We start from the raw sequence: 16,264 nt of genomic DNA on the forward strand, positions 1-16,264 counted from the left end.
GGGGACTATGAAGGGCATATGACGTGAAATTGCGAAGGCAAGCCGATTAGGCCAGATATCCCTTTGAAATGCAGATCGTGTGCGCGCTTTGCGTGGAACGAAATCTGGCTTCACACAGCGCGGTCAGCCGCCGGAACCATCCGCGGTCGCAGCTTTTTTACTTCCAATAATGGTCGGATATGTTTTGGGCATTCTGGATGATGTGACGCGCGACTTCGGGATCTCCGCCCTCGAATGTTTCCAGGTCGGCTCCGCATAACAGCAGGAAAAGCTGCTGGTGCGCGACAGCGGCAAAATAGTCATGAGGCGGTGGCTGTATTTCAGACCCGATTGACTGGAGTTCGTCAGCAGCCTGTTTGCTTGCACGCTCAAGCGCTGCGAAAATTGTGGACACCATCGCCGATTCTGTCCGTTGCAATATATCCTGAACCTGCCGTTCGGCGGGCGTCAGGACCGGGCAGCTCTCACTCATCGCACAACTCTCCTCTCGGCACACCTCGTTACCTGCGGTACTATGCTATGGATTGTGTCTGCTTTGAGAGGAGAAGCTGAAGTTGTGGATTTGAAACCGCAAACGAAAAACACGACAGACCGAAATCGGTTTGTCGCCGAGACAAACCGGTCGCCTCGCTACAAGCCGTTATTATTCAACCGTGCCCCAGCGCCTTCCTGATACAGGCGCTGAGATAGGCATATTGCAGGGGCGTGGCCCTTGCCATCGCCTCCGTGCGGGTGGCGGGCCTGTCCTCGTAACCGACCGGAATATCGAACTGGGTGAAGGTGAAATCCCAGCGGGTGCCGTTGACGATATTGTAGAAATGGTCGGCGCCGCTAACGACGGTTTTGGCGAGGTCGCCACCGAAAATATCCTGCACCACCAGAGCTGTAACGCCGCCTTGCCCCCTGGCTGGGTTTTCTCTCGACCACAGGCTGCTGGTTTCGAGCGACCAGCTTTTCCTCAGGGCGTAATACAGTCGTTCGGCATTGTCCTGCATGACGGGTCTTTCCTGTTTCGGAACCGGGTTCCGGGTCAGGTTGGGTCGGTACAGTAACGGAGCGCCTCGCTTCCTTTTTCAGGCCGCAGGAACGCTCCGTTCAGTTGAGATTGCGCCGATGCGCTGACGGTGCCGGAACGAATTCCGGCACCCCTTTCCTCACTTCGCGTCGAGAAGGTCCTTGACTTCCAGCAGGACGAACTCGTTGTCGTCAGCCTTGTCCAGCGCACGGCCGGCCGAGAAGGGCAGGTTGTTGTCGTTGCCGACGATGATATGGGTGGCGTCGACACGGTCGACATTCTCGATGGTCACGAACGGCATGTCGTAGAAACCGTTGCCGCCGCCCTGACGCTTCCTGTTATCAGGATCGGAGATCTTCAGCAGATCGATATAGCCGATCTTGCGCGCCGCCTTGCCGGCATTGGCGTCGTTGAATTCGATCTTGTAGATGCGCTTGACCTTGGAAGGTACGGCAAAGCAGTTTACATCCGGCTTCTTCGGGTCGGCGCAGGCCTTGTCGGCGGTGCCGGCGCCATTGTCACGCTCGATGACCAGCGCGGTGCTCTCGTCCAGCATGTTGAAATCGCCGATGGCTTCGCCACCTTGCGCCAGCGGGTAGAGCCAGGTGCGGCCTGTCCATTCCTTCTTGGCGGTATCGAGCTCGATGATGCGAAGGGCGGTTGAGCCGTCTTCGGTCTTTTCGACCTGACCTTCGGCGGTGTAGAGCGGGCCTTCGAGAAGGCCGTAAAGCTTCGAGCCGTCCTTGGAGAGCGCCATGCCTTCATAACCACCTGATCGTTTCAGGTTGAAGGCGGGCATTTTCTGCGTGGGGTTGCCGGGCAGTGCCAGGGTCGGATGATCCGGGGACTTCACCTCGATATCGCCGGCCTTGGTGGCGATGACGTCGGTCAGCTTGCCGTCGCGGGTGAATTTCAGGATGTAGGGACCGAACTCTTCGCCCACCCAGAAGCCGTCGGCAACGGGCTGAATGGATTCGACGTCGAAGTCGGCGCCCGTCAGGTAACGTTTGGTCGAACCTTCCATGACGATGGGGAAGGGAGCTTTCTTGTCCGGGTCGGAAAGGAACACCGTCTCCAGCGCGTTGACCTTGCCGGCATCCCAGTCGAATTTGATGTGGTGGAGCATCAGCATGGCATCGCTGGAGTTGAGCTTCGAGCCGAAACCATTATCGGAAAGGCTCCAGAAGCTGCCGTCCGCCATGGCCTTGATGCCGGAAAAGCCTTGCATGGCCTGGCCGTTGAACGGCATGGAGAGGCCGGTCGGGCGAACGCCATCCTTGCCGGGCACGGTGCCGAGACCCTCGGCGCGCTTGCGGTCGGCCGTCGTGAACTTGGCGGATGTCTTGAGGTATTCCGGCGCATCGGCAGGTGCTGCGATGATGGTGTTGGCCGGCAGAATGGCGTGCGAGACCAGCTTTGCCGGAAACTCCTGCTCTGCATGGGATGCGGTTGCGAGCGCAAGAACGGCGAAAGGTGCGAAAAGAATATGCTTCATGGTGGAGACCCCTCAATGCCTGTTGAAGACAGGACTGAGGCGATAGGGGCGCTACATGACAGGCAGGTGATTGCAGTTTGAAGCTTTGATGAATTTTGATGACGGGCGGCCTCGGAAACGAGGCTACCCGTTTGTTTTCAGGGGTTTTTTCAGGCGGCTGGGGCCTGATATTGGCTGAGCGTACACACGCCGAGCGTCTGGCCGCGTCCCTTGACAGCATGTTCGCCGAGATATTCGCTGCGCACACCTTTGGGTAGCACCAGCTGATGGGCGAGATCGGCAGAAATCAGCACGGGATGGCCGAGCATCTTGCTCAGTGATTCGAGCCGCGAAGTGGTGTTTACCGTGTCGCCAAAATAGGTGATCTTGTGGTGATCGACGCCGATTTCGGCTGTTATGACCGGCCCGCCATGAATCGCAAAGCGAAGGCGCGGCACTTCGCCGAAACGGGCGAGCCACATGTCGCGCTTGTCCTCGATGGTCGCCTGGATATCGAAAACACAGCGCACGCAGGCTGCCCGCCTTATCGCCATGTGATAGGGCCAGGTGATGATGGCCGCGTCGCCGATGTAGTCGTCAATGACGCCGCCATGTCTTCTGACGGGGGCTGCGTAGCTCGCGAAGATTTCGCCCAGAAACTCCTGCGCCTTCAGGTCGCCATGGGTTTCGGCAAACGAAGTGGAGCCGACGAGGTCGATGAAGATGAAGACGCGGTCCTCGCTGACTGGACGGCGATAGCGCCCAAGGATGAGATCGATGAAGATGTCACGGCCCAGCAGTTCGCGCACGCGCATGATGAAAACGATGATGCCGCAGACGATGAGGGTGAAGATCAGTGTCTGCACCTCGGCATGCACCGCCCGTTTCCAGGTGCCGGGAAATATGCCGCTAACCCACAGAATGGTACCGCCAAGCCCGAAGCCACAGAAGACGAGGACGGCATAGATGATGAGGCCGACGGCAATATAGGCCGGTGTCGGCAATGCGCTAACCTGCCGCGACAGACCGGGCAGCACGTAACCACGCTCGAAGGCGAGGATGGGCGCACAGGCGAACAGCGCATAGGTGGCGCCAATGAGCGCGCCGCCGCCATATTCCAGAAACGCGTAGGCCACGCCGCTGCCGGCCACGGCAACGAAGAGCACCACGTAATCCAGAATGGGCAGCAATTTTCTCATGTCGGTTCTTGATCTCGGGGAAGGGAAGCGTCGTGCCCCCGTCAGGCGAAGCTTCTGTTCAAGTCATATGCGACATTAATGTGGAAAATGCGCTGCAAAAAGTGACCATTCGGTAAGGTCACATGAAGGATTGGAAAGGCTGTTGCCCCGTTGCCGCAAAAGGGCTGTGCACCCGGCTCTACTACTTAATAGGATGTTCTGTAATAGACCGTTTCAAGCGGCGATTGCGGACGGTCGTCCGGCGAGCGGTTCGACCATGTGACGGGGAAGGCGGCAAAACGCAGCCGGTTGCCGTCTATCCATGCCCGGTCGAACAGGGTTTCTCCCTTGCTGGCAAATGTGATGGCCGCGCAGGTCCGGCCATCGACATCGAAGGGAATATTCTCTTTCCAGCCAGTCAACCCGCAACCGGTACCCTTCGGGTCACCATTATAATGCTCGACAACCGCGGGGTCGTTGGGTGTCATGGCGATTGAGGTGACGGTATGGGCAAAGAGCATGCTGTCGTTGTCCTTCAGGCCACCGTCCAGCGTGCCTTCGTAACGCACCTGCACCGTGGGCTGCTGGCAGCTGCTGCGGGCGTAAATCTGTGAGACAGCATGCATGCGGCCACCGCGTTTGGTGATGCGCGTGACGATGCCGTGACGATCGTTCTTGCCGATCTTAAGGCAATCGGTGGTCCATTCGCCCTGAAGATCGACCTTGCCGTCATCGGCGCGCGCTGACGTGGATGAAAGAGTAGGGAAAATGCCTGCGGCCGCGATAGATGCGGCCAACAGCAGAGCACGGGCAGGTTTCATGGAAATACCCTCAAAGCGAGACCATCTGCAAAGAGATGGACCGCGATGCAGGCAAAATTTGGGTTGGCGCAGGTCCGGTAAAAGCAGAAGCGCTTTCGCGTCCGGACAATGCGCAAAACTGCGTGAGGCGCGGGCGATCAGGCCTCGCTCACCGCCACATCAACCGCCTCGACCTTCTTGCCGGCGAAACGCAATGCCACTTCGCCATTGATGAGCTTCAGCGCCACATCGCCAAACAGTTCGCGCCGCCAGCCGGTCAGCGCTGCCACGGTGGCAGCCTCGCCCTCGGAAGCGATCTTGTCCAGATCTTCGCTGTTGGCGATGACCTTTGCTGCGACGCCGTGCTTGTCTGCCGTTAGCTTCAGGAGAACTTTCAACAGCTCCACGGCAGCGCCGGAGCCTTCCGGTGCGTGGCTGTGACGCGGCGCTTTCGGCATTTCCTCTTTCGGAAGTGCCAGCGCCGCATTCACGGTCTCGATGATGGCCGTGCCGGAGGAGGAGCGCTCCCAGCCCTTCGGGATGGTGCGAAGCCGCGACAGCGCCTCGGTGTCCTTCGGCTGCTGCTGTGCGATTTCGAAGATCGCATCGTCTTTCAGCACGCGTGAGCGCGGCACGTTGCGCGACCGCGCCTCACGTTCACGCCATGCTGCTACAAATTTGAGGATGGCGAGTTCAGTCGGCTTGCGCAGGCGCGATTTCAACCGCAGCCAGGCATCGTCGGGATGCATGTCATAGGTTTCGCGCGATTCCAGAATGTCCATCTCTTCGGTCAGCCAAAGCGAGCGGCCTTCACGCTCCAGCTGCGCCTTGAGCGCCAGATAGACATCGCGCAGATGGGTGACGTCGGCCAGCGCATAATCCAGCTGCTTTTCCGTCAGCGGGCGGCGGCTCCAGTCCGTGAAGCGTGAGGATTTGTCGATCTGCACATTCTTGATCCTCTGGACCAGCTGGTCGTAAGAGATCGAATCGCCGAAACCGCACACCATGGCCGCGACCTGCGTATCGAAGATCGGGTGCGGAATAAGCCCGCCAAGATGATAGATGATTTCGATATCCTGACGCGCCGCATGGAAAACCTTCACGACATCGGGATTGGCCATGAGTTCGAACAGCGGCGTAAGGTCGAGACCCTTGGCGAGCGGGTCGACCAGTACCTCAAGGGTAGGGCTCGCCATCTGCACGAGACAAAGCTCGGGCCAGAAGGTCGTCTCACGCAGAAACTCGGTGTCGATGGTAATGAATTCCGATTTCGCCAGTTCCGTGCAGGCTTCGGCGAGGGCGGCAGTCGTTTCAATCATTGCAAATGGCCACTCGTGAAAATTATCCGTCTTACTTTCCCTTTGCCGGGCGCATGTCAATACAAAGCCCGCTTTTGAAGGCTCAAGGATCGTTTTTCTCAGGTGGTTTTGGCGTCGGCCCGTCGTTTTTGGGTGGTGCAGGGGCGGCCAGCTTCTGAAAATAGGCCGAGGTCCGCAAAAGCGGGCGGAACCGCCAGTTCCGCTCCTCAACGGGTACTCCCTCGCGCACCCTAAGCCGGTATATGGTGTAGGCGATGAAAACGATCTGGATCGCGGCCGTGTAGCTGAACAGCGCTTTGGGACCGAACTGGTCGATCAGGACGGAGGCGAGCAGCGGGCCGACGGTTGCACCCACCGACCAGAAGAACAGCAGCCCGGCAGACACCATCGCATGTTCGCCCTCTTTGGCATGGTCGTTGCCATGGGCGGAACTGAGTGAATAGAGCGGCAGGGCAAAGGCGCCGAACACGAAGACGCCGATGATGTTGCTCCATTCGTCCGAGCCGGCAAACAGGGCGAGAAACAGACCGACAATCACGGAGCACGCCGTGGTAGCGAGAATGATGATGCGGCGGTCGTAACGGTCGGAATAGACGCCGAGCGGATATTGCAAGACCACGCCGCCGATGATGCCCGCACTCATGAAGGTGGCGATGGCGGTGACGGAAAGGCCGATCTGTTCGGCATAGATTGGCCCGATGTTGCGAAACGCCGCCATGCTGAGGCCGACAGCCACGCAGCCGACGACGGCAAGCGGTGAGATGCGCCACACCGCGAAAAGATTGAACGGGATCTGTTTCGGCGGCGCGGGGTTGGATTTGTCGGCAATCGAGATCGGCACCAGCGACAGCGTGAGCGCCATGGCGATCAGCGAAAACACCACAGGCCCGTCAATGCCGGCGACGGGAATGATATATTGGGCGAGCGTTACGGAACCGAGATCGACGAAACGATAGATGGACAGCGTGCGCGCACGGTTGGAATTCGTCACCTGCGCATTGATCCAGCTTTCGATCGCGGCGAAAAGACAGGCGACCGCAATACCGATGACGAAGCGCATCAACATCCAGAACAAGGGATGAAGGACAAGCGGCATGGCGATCGAGGCGGCCGATGCGACCGCCGCCATGGTGGCGAAGGTTCTGATATGGCCAATCTTGCGCAGAAGGCGCGTCACCGAAATGCAGCCGAGCGCGATCCGATGCTGTAGGCGGCGCTGATGAGGCCGATGGTGCTGGCCGAAAACCCTTCGGAAAGGCCCCGCAGCGCGATATAGGTTCCCTGCAGACCGTTGCCGCCAATCAGAATGCCGGCGGTGACGAGAAGCGGGATAAGAGGTCTGATCTGGCTCATTGCGGGCCGACTCGGTTTGGCGGGCTGAATAAGCACTATCTAAAGCGAAGGCGCGCGAAAGGACAGGCTGAACGCGACATTGTTGTGCTTTGCCTTGACAAATCGGGCTGGTCATGCGCTTTTCCGGCAAATTTCGACAGTGCCGCCCATCTGGCCCACGACACGCTCCAGGATATTAAAATGCATCGTTACCGCAGCCACACCTGTGCCGCTCTCCGCAAGTCCGACGTCGGCGAAACCGTTCGCCTTTCCGGTTGGGTTCATCGCGTGCGAGATCATGGCGGCGTTCTCTTCATCGACCTTCGCGACCACTACGGCATTACCCAGGTCGTGGCCGACCCCGATAGCCCGGCCTTCAAGGTTGCGGAAACCGTGCGCGGTGAATGGGTGATCCGCATTGACGGTCTCGTCAAGGCGCGGTCCGAAGACACCATCAACAAGGGCATGGCCACTGGCGAGATCGAGCTTTATGCGCAGGAGATCGAGGTTCTGGGCGTTGCCAAGGAGCTGCCGCTGCCCGTCTTCGGTGAGCCTGAATATCCCGAAGATGTTCGCCTGAAGTATCGCTTCCTCGACCTGCGCCGCGAAACCCTGCACAAGAACATCGTCAAGCGCACGCAGATCATCTCCTCCATGCGCAAGGGTATGGGCGATCTGGGCTTTGCCGAATATACGACGCCGATCCTCACCGCATCCTCGCCGGAAGGCGCGCGCGACTTCCTCGTTCCCTCGCGCATCCACGAAGGCCAGTTCTTCGCGCTGCCGCAGGCCCTCAGCAGTACAAGCAGCTTCTGATGGTGGCCGGTTTCGACCGCTACTTCCAGATCGCTCCATGCTTCCGCGATGAAGACCCGCGTGCAGACCGCCTGCCGGGCGAATTCTACCAGCTCGACGTCGAAATGAGCTTCGTGACCCAGGAAGACGTCTGGACCACGATGGAGCCGATGATGACGGCCGTTTTCGAACAGTTTGCCGAAGGCAAGCCGGTGACGAAAGAATGGCCGCGCATTCCCTATGACGAATCGATCCGTAAATACGGCTCCGACAAGCCGGACCTGCGCAACCCGATTGTCATGGAAGCCGTGACCGAACATTTCGATGGCTCGGGCTTCAAGGTTTTCGCCAACATGATCGCCTCAAACCCCAAGGTGCAGGTTTGGGCTATCCCGGCCAAGACCGGTGGTTCGCGTGCATTCTGCGATCGCATGAACGCCTGGGCGCAGAGCCAGGGCCAGCCGGGCCTCGGCTACATCTTCTGGAAGGAAGAAGAAGGCAAGGTTGCCGGCTCCGGTCCGCTTGCCAAGAACATCGGCGAGGAACGCACCGAGGCGCTGCGCCAGCAGCTCGGCCTTGAGGCGGGCGACGCCTGCTTCTTCGTCGCGGGCGATCCCGCCAAGTTCTACAAGTTTGCCGGCGAGGCGCGCACCCGTGCCGCCGACGAGCTGAACCTGATTGACCGCGACCGTTTCGAAATGTGCTGGATCGTCGATTTCCCCTTCTTCGAATACAACGACGAAGAAAAGAAGATCGATTTCGCCCACAACCCCTTCTCCATGCCGCAGGGTGGAATGGAAGCGCTGGAAGGGCAGGATCCGCTCTCCATCAAGGCTTTCCAGTATGACGCGGTCTGCAACGGCTTCGAAATCGCCTCCGGCTCTATCCGTAACCAGTCGCCCGAGCTGATGGTCAAGGCTTTTGAAAAGGTCGGCCTGTCGCAGAGCGACGTGGAAGAGCGCTTCGGCGGTCTCTACCGCGCCTTCCAGTACGGTGCGCCTCCGCATGGCGGTTGCGCCTTCGGTATCGACCGCGTGGTCATGCTTCTGGTTGGTGCGAAGAACCTGCGCGAAATCACGCTGTTCCCGATGAACCAGCAGGCACAGGACCTGCTGATGAACGCGCCGTCCCCGGCAACGCCGACCCAGCTTCGCGAGCTGGCGCTGCGCGTGGTTCCGTCCAAGAAGGACTGATCTTAACCGCCACGGGTTTTGAACAAAAGGGCTGGCGGCGACGCTGGCCCTTTCTGTTTCTGCAACGAACGTGGGAAAGTCACAATTTTACCGCGAGTTTAACGGAATTCCGAACGTAATCAGCCGGAATCCGATCCCAGTATAGTTTTGCGCTCATTTTGGGGACGCAAAGACTATCGGGGATTTTAAACTTGGGACAGCGCCGGCCGAACTTCGCTTGGGGTTGCGGCGCGATCATATTTATAAGGATTTCAGAATGGCACATGAATCGGAAAAAGACCTCGCCCCGGCCGGTGGGCAGATGCCGCCAGCCCCGCCTCGCAACGGCTTCGCCGTCAGCCTGCGCTCACCGGGCGCCAAGTTTCTGATGATCGGTTTCATATCGATGGTTCTGCTCGTACCGCTGCTTCTCGTCTGGGCGCTGACGGAAGAGCGCGCCTCTCGGGCCGAGGATGTTTCGGGCCGTATCGCCAGCGGCTGGGGTGGCGATCAGGTGGTGAACGGCCCTTATCTCGCCGTGCCTTTCGACGTGGAAAGACGCCGCGAGGTGAACGGCCAGAGCATCGTCGATCGCACGACCGAATGGGCGCTGGTCATGCCGGAAACGCTTGATGTCACGGCCGATCTGAAGACCGAGGAGAAGCGGCTGTCGATCTACAGCCTGCCGGTCTATAATGGCGACCTTGTCCTCAAAGGCCGGTTCGGTGCCGGCATCCTTCAGGATCTCGCCCGCTTCTCCGGCACGCCCCGCCTCGACAGCGCCATTCTCGTTCTCAGCATACAGGATATGACCGGCATTCGCTCGAGCGCCGGTGTCAGGATCGATGGCGGTTCCGTATTGCCGTTCGATCCCGGCATGCGTGATATCTCTGTCATAGCGCCCCGCACGGGTGCGCAGGACATGTCCATCAGGTCCGATGCCGGCGTGCACAGATCGATCGAAAGAGGCCTTGTCGAGAAAGGCTTCGATTTCGATATAGCCTTCTCCCTGAATGGTTCCGGCAGCTTTGCCGTCGCGCCCGCCGGCCAGACCACCAGTTTGGCGGCCAAGGCCAACTGGCCGCATCCCGGCTTTGAAGGCCTGTTCCTGCCGGAGGAAAAGACCGTCACAGCCTCGGATTTCACGGCCAACTGGACAATCCCCTATCTCGCAAGGGGCATAGACCGCGTGGTCGAGAGTTCGCGCCTGCCGCTGACCGACAGCCTGATGAGGATCAACCTCGTCGAGCCCGTGAAATTCTACCAGATCATCGCCCGGACACTCAAATATTCGATAGGCTTCATCTCTCTGGTGTTCCTGGCCGTCTTCATCGTCGAACTGAGGGGCGGCAGCAGCGTGCACTGGATTCAGTACGTGCTGACGGGGCTGGCGCTGATCGTTTTCTACGTGCTGCTGCTCGCACTTGCGGAACATACGGGCTTCACCATCGCCTATGCTGCGGCGTCGCTTCTGACAGCGCTCCTGATCTCCTCCTATCTCGGAAGCGCAACCGATAGCCGTCAGAACGGGATAGCCCTGTTCACGGTTCTGGCGGTGGCTTATGGGGTCATGTATCTGGTTCTGAATGAGGATGAATATGCGCTGCTGGCCGGCGCGTTGATATCTTTCATCGCCATTGCTGCCACCATGTTCGCAACCCGCAGGGTCGACTGGTCGGGAACCGGCCCAACCCAGCACAACACCAATATTGGTCGCAGCGAAGCCTCGTAAGGCGCATCGCCAGCATCGAAAGGCGGGCAGACAACTTGCTGCCCGCTTTTTTGCCGTCTATAGGTGGAGCATTCACCACGGACCCGGTGAAATTCCGGGTGGCTCTTCTGGCCGCCGATCCGCCAGACAACGCAAAGCACCGACATTCTTTTTCAATCTACCGGACATGCTTCCGGCCGGTGCGTCATACTTTGCGAAAAAATCAAATGAACAGATTTCAGACTTACAGACGTGAGTGGTTTTCCAATATTCGCGGCGATGTGCTTTCCGGCATCGTCGTCGCACTCGCGCTCATTCCCGAAGCAATCGGCTTTTCCGTCATCGCCGGCGTCGATCCGAAGGTGGGGTTGTTCGCTTCTTTCGCCATTGCCTGCGTCTGCGCCTTCACCGGTGGCCGTCCGGGCATGATTTCCGCGGCAACCGCCGCCACAGCCGTCCTGATGGTGACGCTGGTGAAGGAACACGGCCTACAATATCTCTTTGCTGCGACCATCCTCATGGGTGTGCTGCAGATCGCTGCGGGCTTTGCAAGGCTCGGGCGGGTGATGCGCTTCGTCTCTCGCTCAGTCATGACCGGCTTCGTCAATGCGCTGGCGATCCTGATCTTCATGGCGCAATTGCCCGAGCTGATAGGCGTGCCTGTCGCAACCTACGTCATGATCGCGGCTGGTCTTGCGATCATCTATCTCTTCCCGCTGGTCACGAAAATCATCCCGTCGCCGCTGGTCGCCATCGTCGTTTTGACCTGCGTAGCGGTGTTTTTCGGCATGGATATCCGCACCGTCGGCAATCTCGGCGAGCTGCCCTCGACGCTGCCGGTCTTCGCCCTGCCACAGGTGCCGCTGACTTTCGAAACGCTGCAGATCATCTTTCCCTATTCCGCAGCGCTGGCTGCCGTCGGTCTCCTGGAATCCCTGCTGACGGCACAGATCGTCGACGACATGACAGATACCGGCAGCAACAAGAGCCGGGAATGCATCGGGCAGGGGACAGGCAACATCGCCTCCGCGCTGATCGGCGGCATGGGCGGCTGCGCCATGATCGGCCAGTCGGTCATCAACGTCAGATCCGGCGGCAGGGGCAGGCTCTCCACCTTTGTGGCGGGCGCCTTCCTGCTGTTCCTCATTCTGGTGCTGGATGATCTTGTCCGCATCATTCCAATGGCCGCTCTTGTGGCTGTCATGATCATGGTTTCGATCGGCACCTTCTCGTGGCGTTCGATTCTCGATCTCAGCCGCAATCCACCGTCTTCCAGCATCGTCATGCTGGTAACGGTCGGGACCGTGCTGGCGACCCATGATCTCGCAAAAGGCGTACTCGCAGGCGTGCTTCTCTCCGGCGTGTTTTTCGCGGGGAAGGTTTCAAAACTCTTCCACGTTCGTCCAGAGCTTGTCGCGGATGGTCGGCACCGCATCTACCGCGTCGATGGGCAGATTTTCTTCGCCTCGACGGAAAGCTTCATTGCCGCCTTCGATTTTGCCGAAGACGTGGAAACGGTCACCATCGACGTCACACAAGCGCATCTGTGGGATATCTCGGCTGTCGGTGCACTGGACAAGGTCGTGCTGAAATTCCGCAAGACCGGCAAGACGGTCGAGGTAATCGGCGTCAACGAAGCGAGCGCCCATATGATCGACCGTTTCGCCCTGCACGACAAGCAGGATGGAGCGACAGCCCCACTCCACTGACCAGAAGTAAAAAGCCCCGGCGTAACCGGGGCTTTTTGTTGTGCTATTCGTTTGCCGTCACCGTGACGCCGAGCATTGTCGGCAGGGTGTTCGGCGCGCCCATGGCGGCGCCCATGATCATCGGGAAGGGAACCGGCTTTTCCGGTTCGGCCGAGATGGAGAAGCTCTTCGGATTGTCGATATAGGCGTTGATCGCAGCCGACACCATGTTCTGCAATTCCGGAACGTTGAGCGAAGCCATCATGATGGGCGCCATGCCCTTGATGGTCTGGGAAAGCTGATCGCTGGTCATACCCTGCTGGCTTGCAGCGTAGTCGATGGCGCGCTTGGTGATGCTGGCATCTTCGAAGCTGATTTCGGCATTAACGAAGGAAAGCTGCTGCATCAGGCCGAGCATGGCAAGGCCCGCTGCCTGTTCCGCCTGTTCCTTGTTCGGATTTGCAGCCTGCGCCTTCACCGTCTCCTGCATCGATTTGATGAAGGCGAGTGTGTAACCGGAGAAACCGAACGACATGTTGAGACGGCCGACCTTGTCGAGGTCGATGGCATATTCCTCGACGTCTACGGTGCCGGAGGCGACTTCCCAGCTTCCGCTCATGGTCATGTTGCCGGAAAGGGCCTGCAGATTGAGCTTTTCAATTGCGTCCTTCGTGGCCGGATCGTTGACTTCGCTGAGATCGGCTTTGAAGCCGGATGCGTCGAGATCGAAGCCGATCGAGGCCTTGTCGTCGCTGACAGACATCGTTGCGCTGCTTTCCTCGAGCGAGAAAGCCTGCTTGCCATCGATGGAAACGGAAATCGGACCGCTATGCGCCTCGTCGTAGAACATCAGCGCATCAATCGTGCCCGTCGTCGCATCGGCAGGGATGGTGAGACCCGACATGTAGATGTCGTTAGCCTTGATCTCCACGTTTTCCTGCTTGTAATCGACATTGTCGAAACGCGCGTTCTTGATCTTGTAGCCGCCGTTGTTTTCCTCGACGCCTTCAAGGGTGACGTTGCCGACCGGAATTTTTTTGGCCGGATCGGCAGCCGCATTGAAGGTCACGCCATTCAGCGTCACCGTGTCGCCGTTGACGGCGACGGATCCGGCGGCGATTTCACCGCCCTGCGCGGCGTAGGCGGCGTTGATCTTTTTCAGAACGTCGTTGCCATCCAGTGCGAATGCCGGTGCGGAAAGCGCGAGAAGCGCGGCACTTGCGAAAAGAATCTGCCGGGTGGATTTCAGTCTCATAGTGTTTCTTCCCTCAATGTGCGGATGTGCACCGTGTTCTAAATGTGAATGGTGACATTTATATTCGCGATTATTCAAAGGTCTACAGGATTTAGATCGATTCTGTATGACGGCGGCATTGCGGCATTCGCAACGCAGTTAATAAAAATCCTCACAAAAGGCGTCGTTTCGTCCACAGCCGAGACCCCCGAATTCCTTGCCGGGAATCGGCATTTCCGCTAGTCAAGCACCATGGGAAAAAATCTTGTACCTCCGTCAGGCGGAGACGATAACATTCATCCGGTCGATTTGAAGGCGGCGCTTGAAGAGCGCTACCTCGCTTACGCCTTGTCCACGATCATGCATCGTGCGCTGCCGGATGTGCGCGATGGACTGAAGCCGGTTCACCGCCGCATCATCCACGCCATGAGCGAAATGGGCATCCGCCCCAACTCGGCTTTCAAGAAATGCGCCCGTATCGTCGGTGACGTTATCGGTAAGTTCCATCCGCATGGCGACCAGTCGGTCTACGATGCGCTGGTCCGTCTCGCGCAGGATTTCTCGCAGCGTTATCCGATCGTGGACGGGCAGGGCAATTTTGGCAATATCGATGGCGACGGCGCCGCCGCCTATCGTTATACCGAAGCACGCATGACCGATGTGGCAGCGCTGCTGCTCGAAGGCATCGGCGAGGACGCGGTTGACTTCCGCGCTACTTATAATGAGGAAGATGAGGAGCCGGTCGTCCTCCCGGGCGCGTTCCCCAATCTGCTTGCCAACGGTGCCTCCGGCATTGCCGTCGGCATGGCGACGTCCATCCCGCCGCACAACGCCCATGAACTGTGCGACGCAGCTCTGCATCTCATCAAGCATCCGGATGCGACGGTTGAAAAGCTGGTGGAATTCATTCCCGGCCCCGACCTGCCGACCGGCGGCGTGATCATCGAAAGCCGCGAGAACATTCTCGAAGCCTATAAGACCGGGCGCGGTGGTTTCCGCGTGCGCGCCAAATGGGAAACGGAAGACCTCGGACGTGGCGGCTATCAGATCGTCATCACCGAAATCCCGTTCCAGGTGCAGAAATCGCGGCTGATCGAAAAGATCGCCGAGCTGCTGCTCGCCCGCAAACTGCCGCTGCTTGAGGATGTCCGCGACGAATCGGCCGAAGACGTGCGTATCGTGCTGGTTCCGAAAAACCGCACCGTCGACGCGACGCTGCTGATGGAATCGCTGTTCCGTCTGTCCGACCTTGAAAGCCGCCTGCCGCTCAACATGAACGTACTGTCGCTTGGCAGGGTGCCGAAGGTCATGGCGCTGAACGAGGTGCTGAGCGAATGGCTGGCACACCGCAAGGACGTGCTGGTCCGCCGTTCCCGCCATCGTCTTGCGGCCATCGATCGCAGGCTCGAGATTCTGGGCGGCCTGCTGGTCGCCTATCTCAATCTCGATGAGGTGATCCGTATCATCCGCGAGGAGGACGAACCGAAACAGGTGATGATGGCCAAGTGGTCGCTCACCGATAATCAGGCCGAAGCCATCCTTAACATGCGTCTGCGCAATCTGCGCAAGCTTGAGGAATTCGAAATCCGCAAGGAGTTCGACGAACTCAGCAGCGAGAAGGCTGAAATCGAGGGTCTGCTCGCCTCCGATGAAAAGCAATGGCAGACCGTCGCCTGGGAAATCGGCGAGGTCAAAAAGAAATATGCCAAGGCAACCGAGATCGGCCGTCGCCGCACGCAGTTTGCGGATGCGCCGGATGCCGACATCGAGGCCATCCAGCAGGCGATGATCGAAAAGGAACCGGTCACCATCGTCATCTCGCAGAAGGGGTGGATCAGGGCGCTGAAGGGGCATATGTCCGATACGTCGGCTCTCACCTTCAAGGAGGGCGATGGCCCGAAGCTCGCCTTCCCGGCGCAGACGACCGACAAGTTGCTGCTGTTGACCACCGGCGGCAAGGCCTACACGCTCGGCGCAGACAAGCTGCCGGGCGGTCGCGGCCATGGCGAGCCGATCCGCATCATGGTCGATATGGAGAACGATCAGGACATCCTGACGGCCTTCGTTCACGATCCGTCGCGCAAGCTTCTGCTCGTCTCGACTGGCGGCAACGGCTTCATCGTGGCCGAAAGCGAAATGGTCGCAAATACCCGCAAGGGCAAGCAGATCATGAATGTCGCCATGCCTGACGAAGCCAAGCTCGCCGTACCTGTTACTGGCGACCATGTCGCCGTCGTTGGCGAAAACCGCAAGCTTCTGGCCTTCCCGCTGTCGCAGGTGCCGGAAATGTCACGCGGCAAGGGCGTGCGCCTGCAACGCTACAAGGACGGCGGCGTGGTTGATGTGAAATGTTTCGCGCTCGCAGACGGCTTGAGCTGGTCCGACACGGCCGGGCGCCTCTTCACCAAGGTCGGTGAGGAATTGCGCGAATGGCTGGCAGACCGCGCCACCGTTGGCCGCACCGTACCGAAGGGCTTTCCGCGTAGCGGGAAATTTGGCGGGTAACAGCTGAAAGACGTCCCGAGCGATTACTCGGGACGTCTTTG

General features: G+C 59.1%; 10 protein-coding genes, 2 pseudogenes and 1 other annotated feature. Of the genes and pseudogenes, 4 read left to right on the top strand and 8 right to left on the bottom strand.

Annotated features, from left to right (window positions below):
- Positions 1–157: 157 nt before the first annotated feature.
- From RBH71_RS18055 to RBH71_RS18085, 7 genes and pseudogenes are all read right to left on the bottom strand, one after another.
- Positions 158–472, bottom strand: coding sequence for a hypothetical protein (locus RBH71_RS18055; RefSeq protein WP_003512466.1), 315 nt, complete (start codon positions 470–472; stop codon positions 158–160).
- A 175-nt stretch (positions 473–647) separates the two neighbouring features.
- Positions 648–995 (bottom strand): hypothetical protein, encoded by a 348-nt coding sequence (locus RBH71_RS18060; RefSeq protein WP_003512467.1) that lies wholly within the window; start codon positions 993–995, stop codon positions 648–650.
- A gap of 159 nt (positions 996–1,154) precedes the next feature.
- Positions 1,155–2,510 carry an esterase-like activity of phytase family protein gene (locus tag RBH71_RS18065; protein ID WP_003512468.1) on the bottom strand — a complete coding sequence of 452 codons (1,356 nt, stop codon included), beginning with the start codon at positions 2,508–2,510 and terminating at the stop codon, positions 1,155–1,157.
- Positions 2,511–2,659: 149 nt separating this feature from the next.
- Entirely contained in the window at positions 2,660–3,688 is a 1,029-nt protein-coding gene (locus tag RBH71_RS18070; RefSeq protein WP_003512469.1) for an adenylate/guanylate cyclase domain-containing protein, read from the bottom strand.
- Between the two features lie 185 nt (positions 3,689–3,873).
- Positions 3,874–4,488, bottom strand: coding sequence for a hypothetical protein (locus RBH71_RS18075; RefSeq protein ID WP_323687437.1), 615 nt, complete (start codon positions 4,486–4,488; stop codon positions 3,874–3,876).
- A 137-nt stretch (positions 4,489–4,625) separates the two neighbouring features.
- Positions 4,626–5,786, bottom strand: coding sequence for a ribonuclease D (rnd, locus tag RBH71_RS18080; RefSeq protein ID WP_003512471.1), 1,161 nt, complete (start codon positions 5,784–5,786; stop codon positions 4,626–4,628).
- 82 nt (positions 5,787–5,868) lie between these two features.
- A pseudogene (locus RBH71_RS18085) lies at positions 5,869–7,139 on the bottom strand (MFS transporter).
- Positions 7,140–7,319: 180 nt separating this feature from the next.
- On the opposite strand from RBH71_RS18085, the pseudogene aspS reads away from it, so the two are divergent.
- The 3 genes and pseudogenes from aspS to RBH71_RS18100 all read left to right on the top strand — a co-directional run bounded on the left by aspS (position 7,320) and on the right by RBH71_RS18100 (position 12,505).
- Positions 7,320–9,106: pseudogene (gene aspS / locus RBH71_RS18090) on the top strand (aspartate--tRNA ligase).
- 256 nt (positions 9,107–9,362) lie between these two features.
- Positions 9,363–10,817: a cell envelope integrity protein CreD gene (gene creD / locus RBH71_RS18095; protein ID WP_003512481.1), complete on the top strand. Its 1,455-nt coding sequence runs from the start codon at positions 9,363–9,365 to the stop codon at positions 10,815–10,817.
- A gap of 76 nt (positions 10,818–10,893) precedes the next feature.
- Positions 10,894–10,949 (top strand) — a sequence feature (sul1 is cis-regulatory element that is thought to sense ions involved in sulfur or methionine metabolism; They are found in Alphaproteobacteria).
- A gap of 74 nt (positions 10,950–11,023) precedes the next feature.
- Positions 11,024–12,505, top strand: coding sequence for a SulP family inorganic anion transporter (locus RBH71_RS18100; protein WP_003512483.1), 1,482 nt, complete (start codon positions 11,024–11,026; stop codon positions 12,503–12,505).
- Positions 12,506–12,548: 43 nt separating this feature from the next.
- On the opposite strand, the gene RBH71_RS18105 is transcribed toward RBH71_RS18100, so the two are convergent.
- Positions 12,549–13,739 (bottom strand): hypothetical protein, encoded by a 1,191-nt coding sequence (locus RBH71_RS18105; RefSeq protein ID WP_003512485.1) that lies wholly within the window; start codon positions 13,737–13,739, stop codon positions 12,549–12,551.
- A gap of 231 nt (positions 13,740–13,970) precedes the next feature.
- Between RBH71_RS18105 and parC the strand changes: the two genes are divergently transcribed.
- Entirely contained in the window at positions 13,971–16,223 is a 2,253-nt protein-coding gene (parC, locus tag RBH71_RS18110) for a DNA topoisomerase IV subunit A (RefSeq protein ID WP_013635880.1), read from the top strand.
- Positions 16,224–16,264: the final 41 nt, after the last annotated feature.

It is taken from the genome of Rhizobium sp. AN68 (assembly GCF_030758035.1).
GTDB lineage: Bacteria > Pseudomonadota > Alphaproteobacteria > Rhizobiales > Rhizobiaceae > Agrobacterium > Agrobacterium tumefaciens.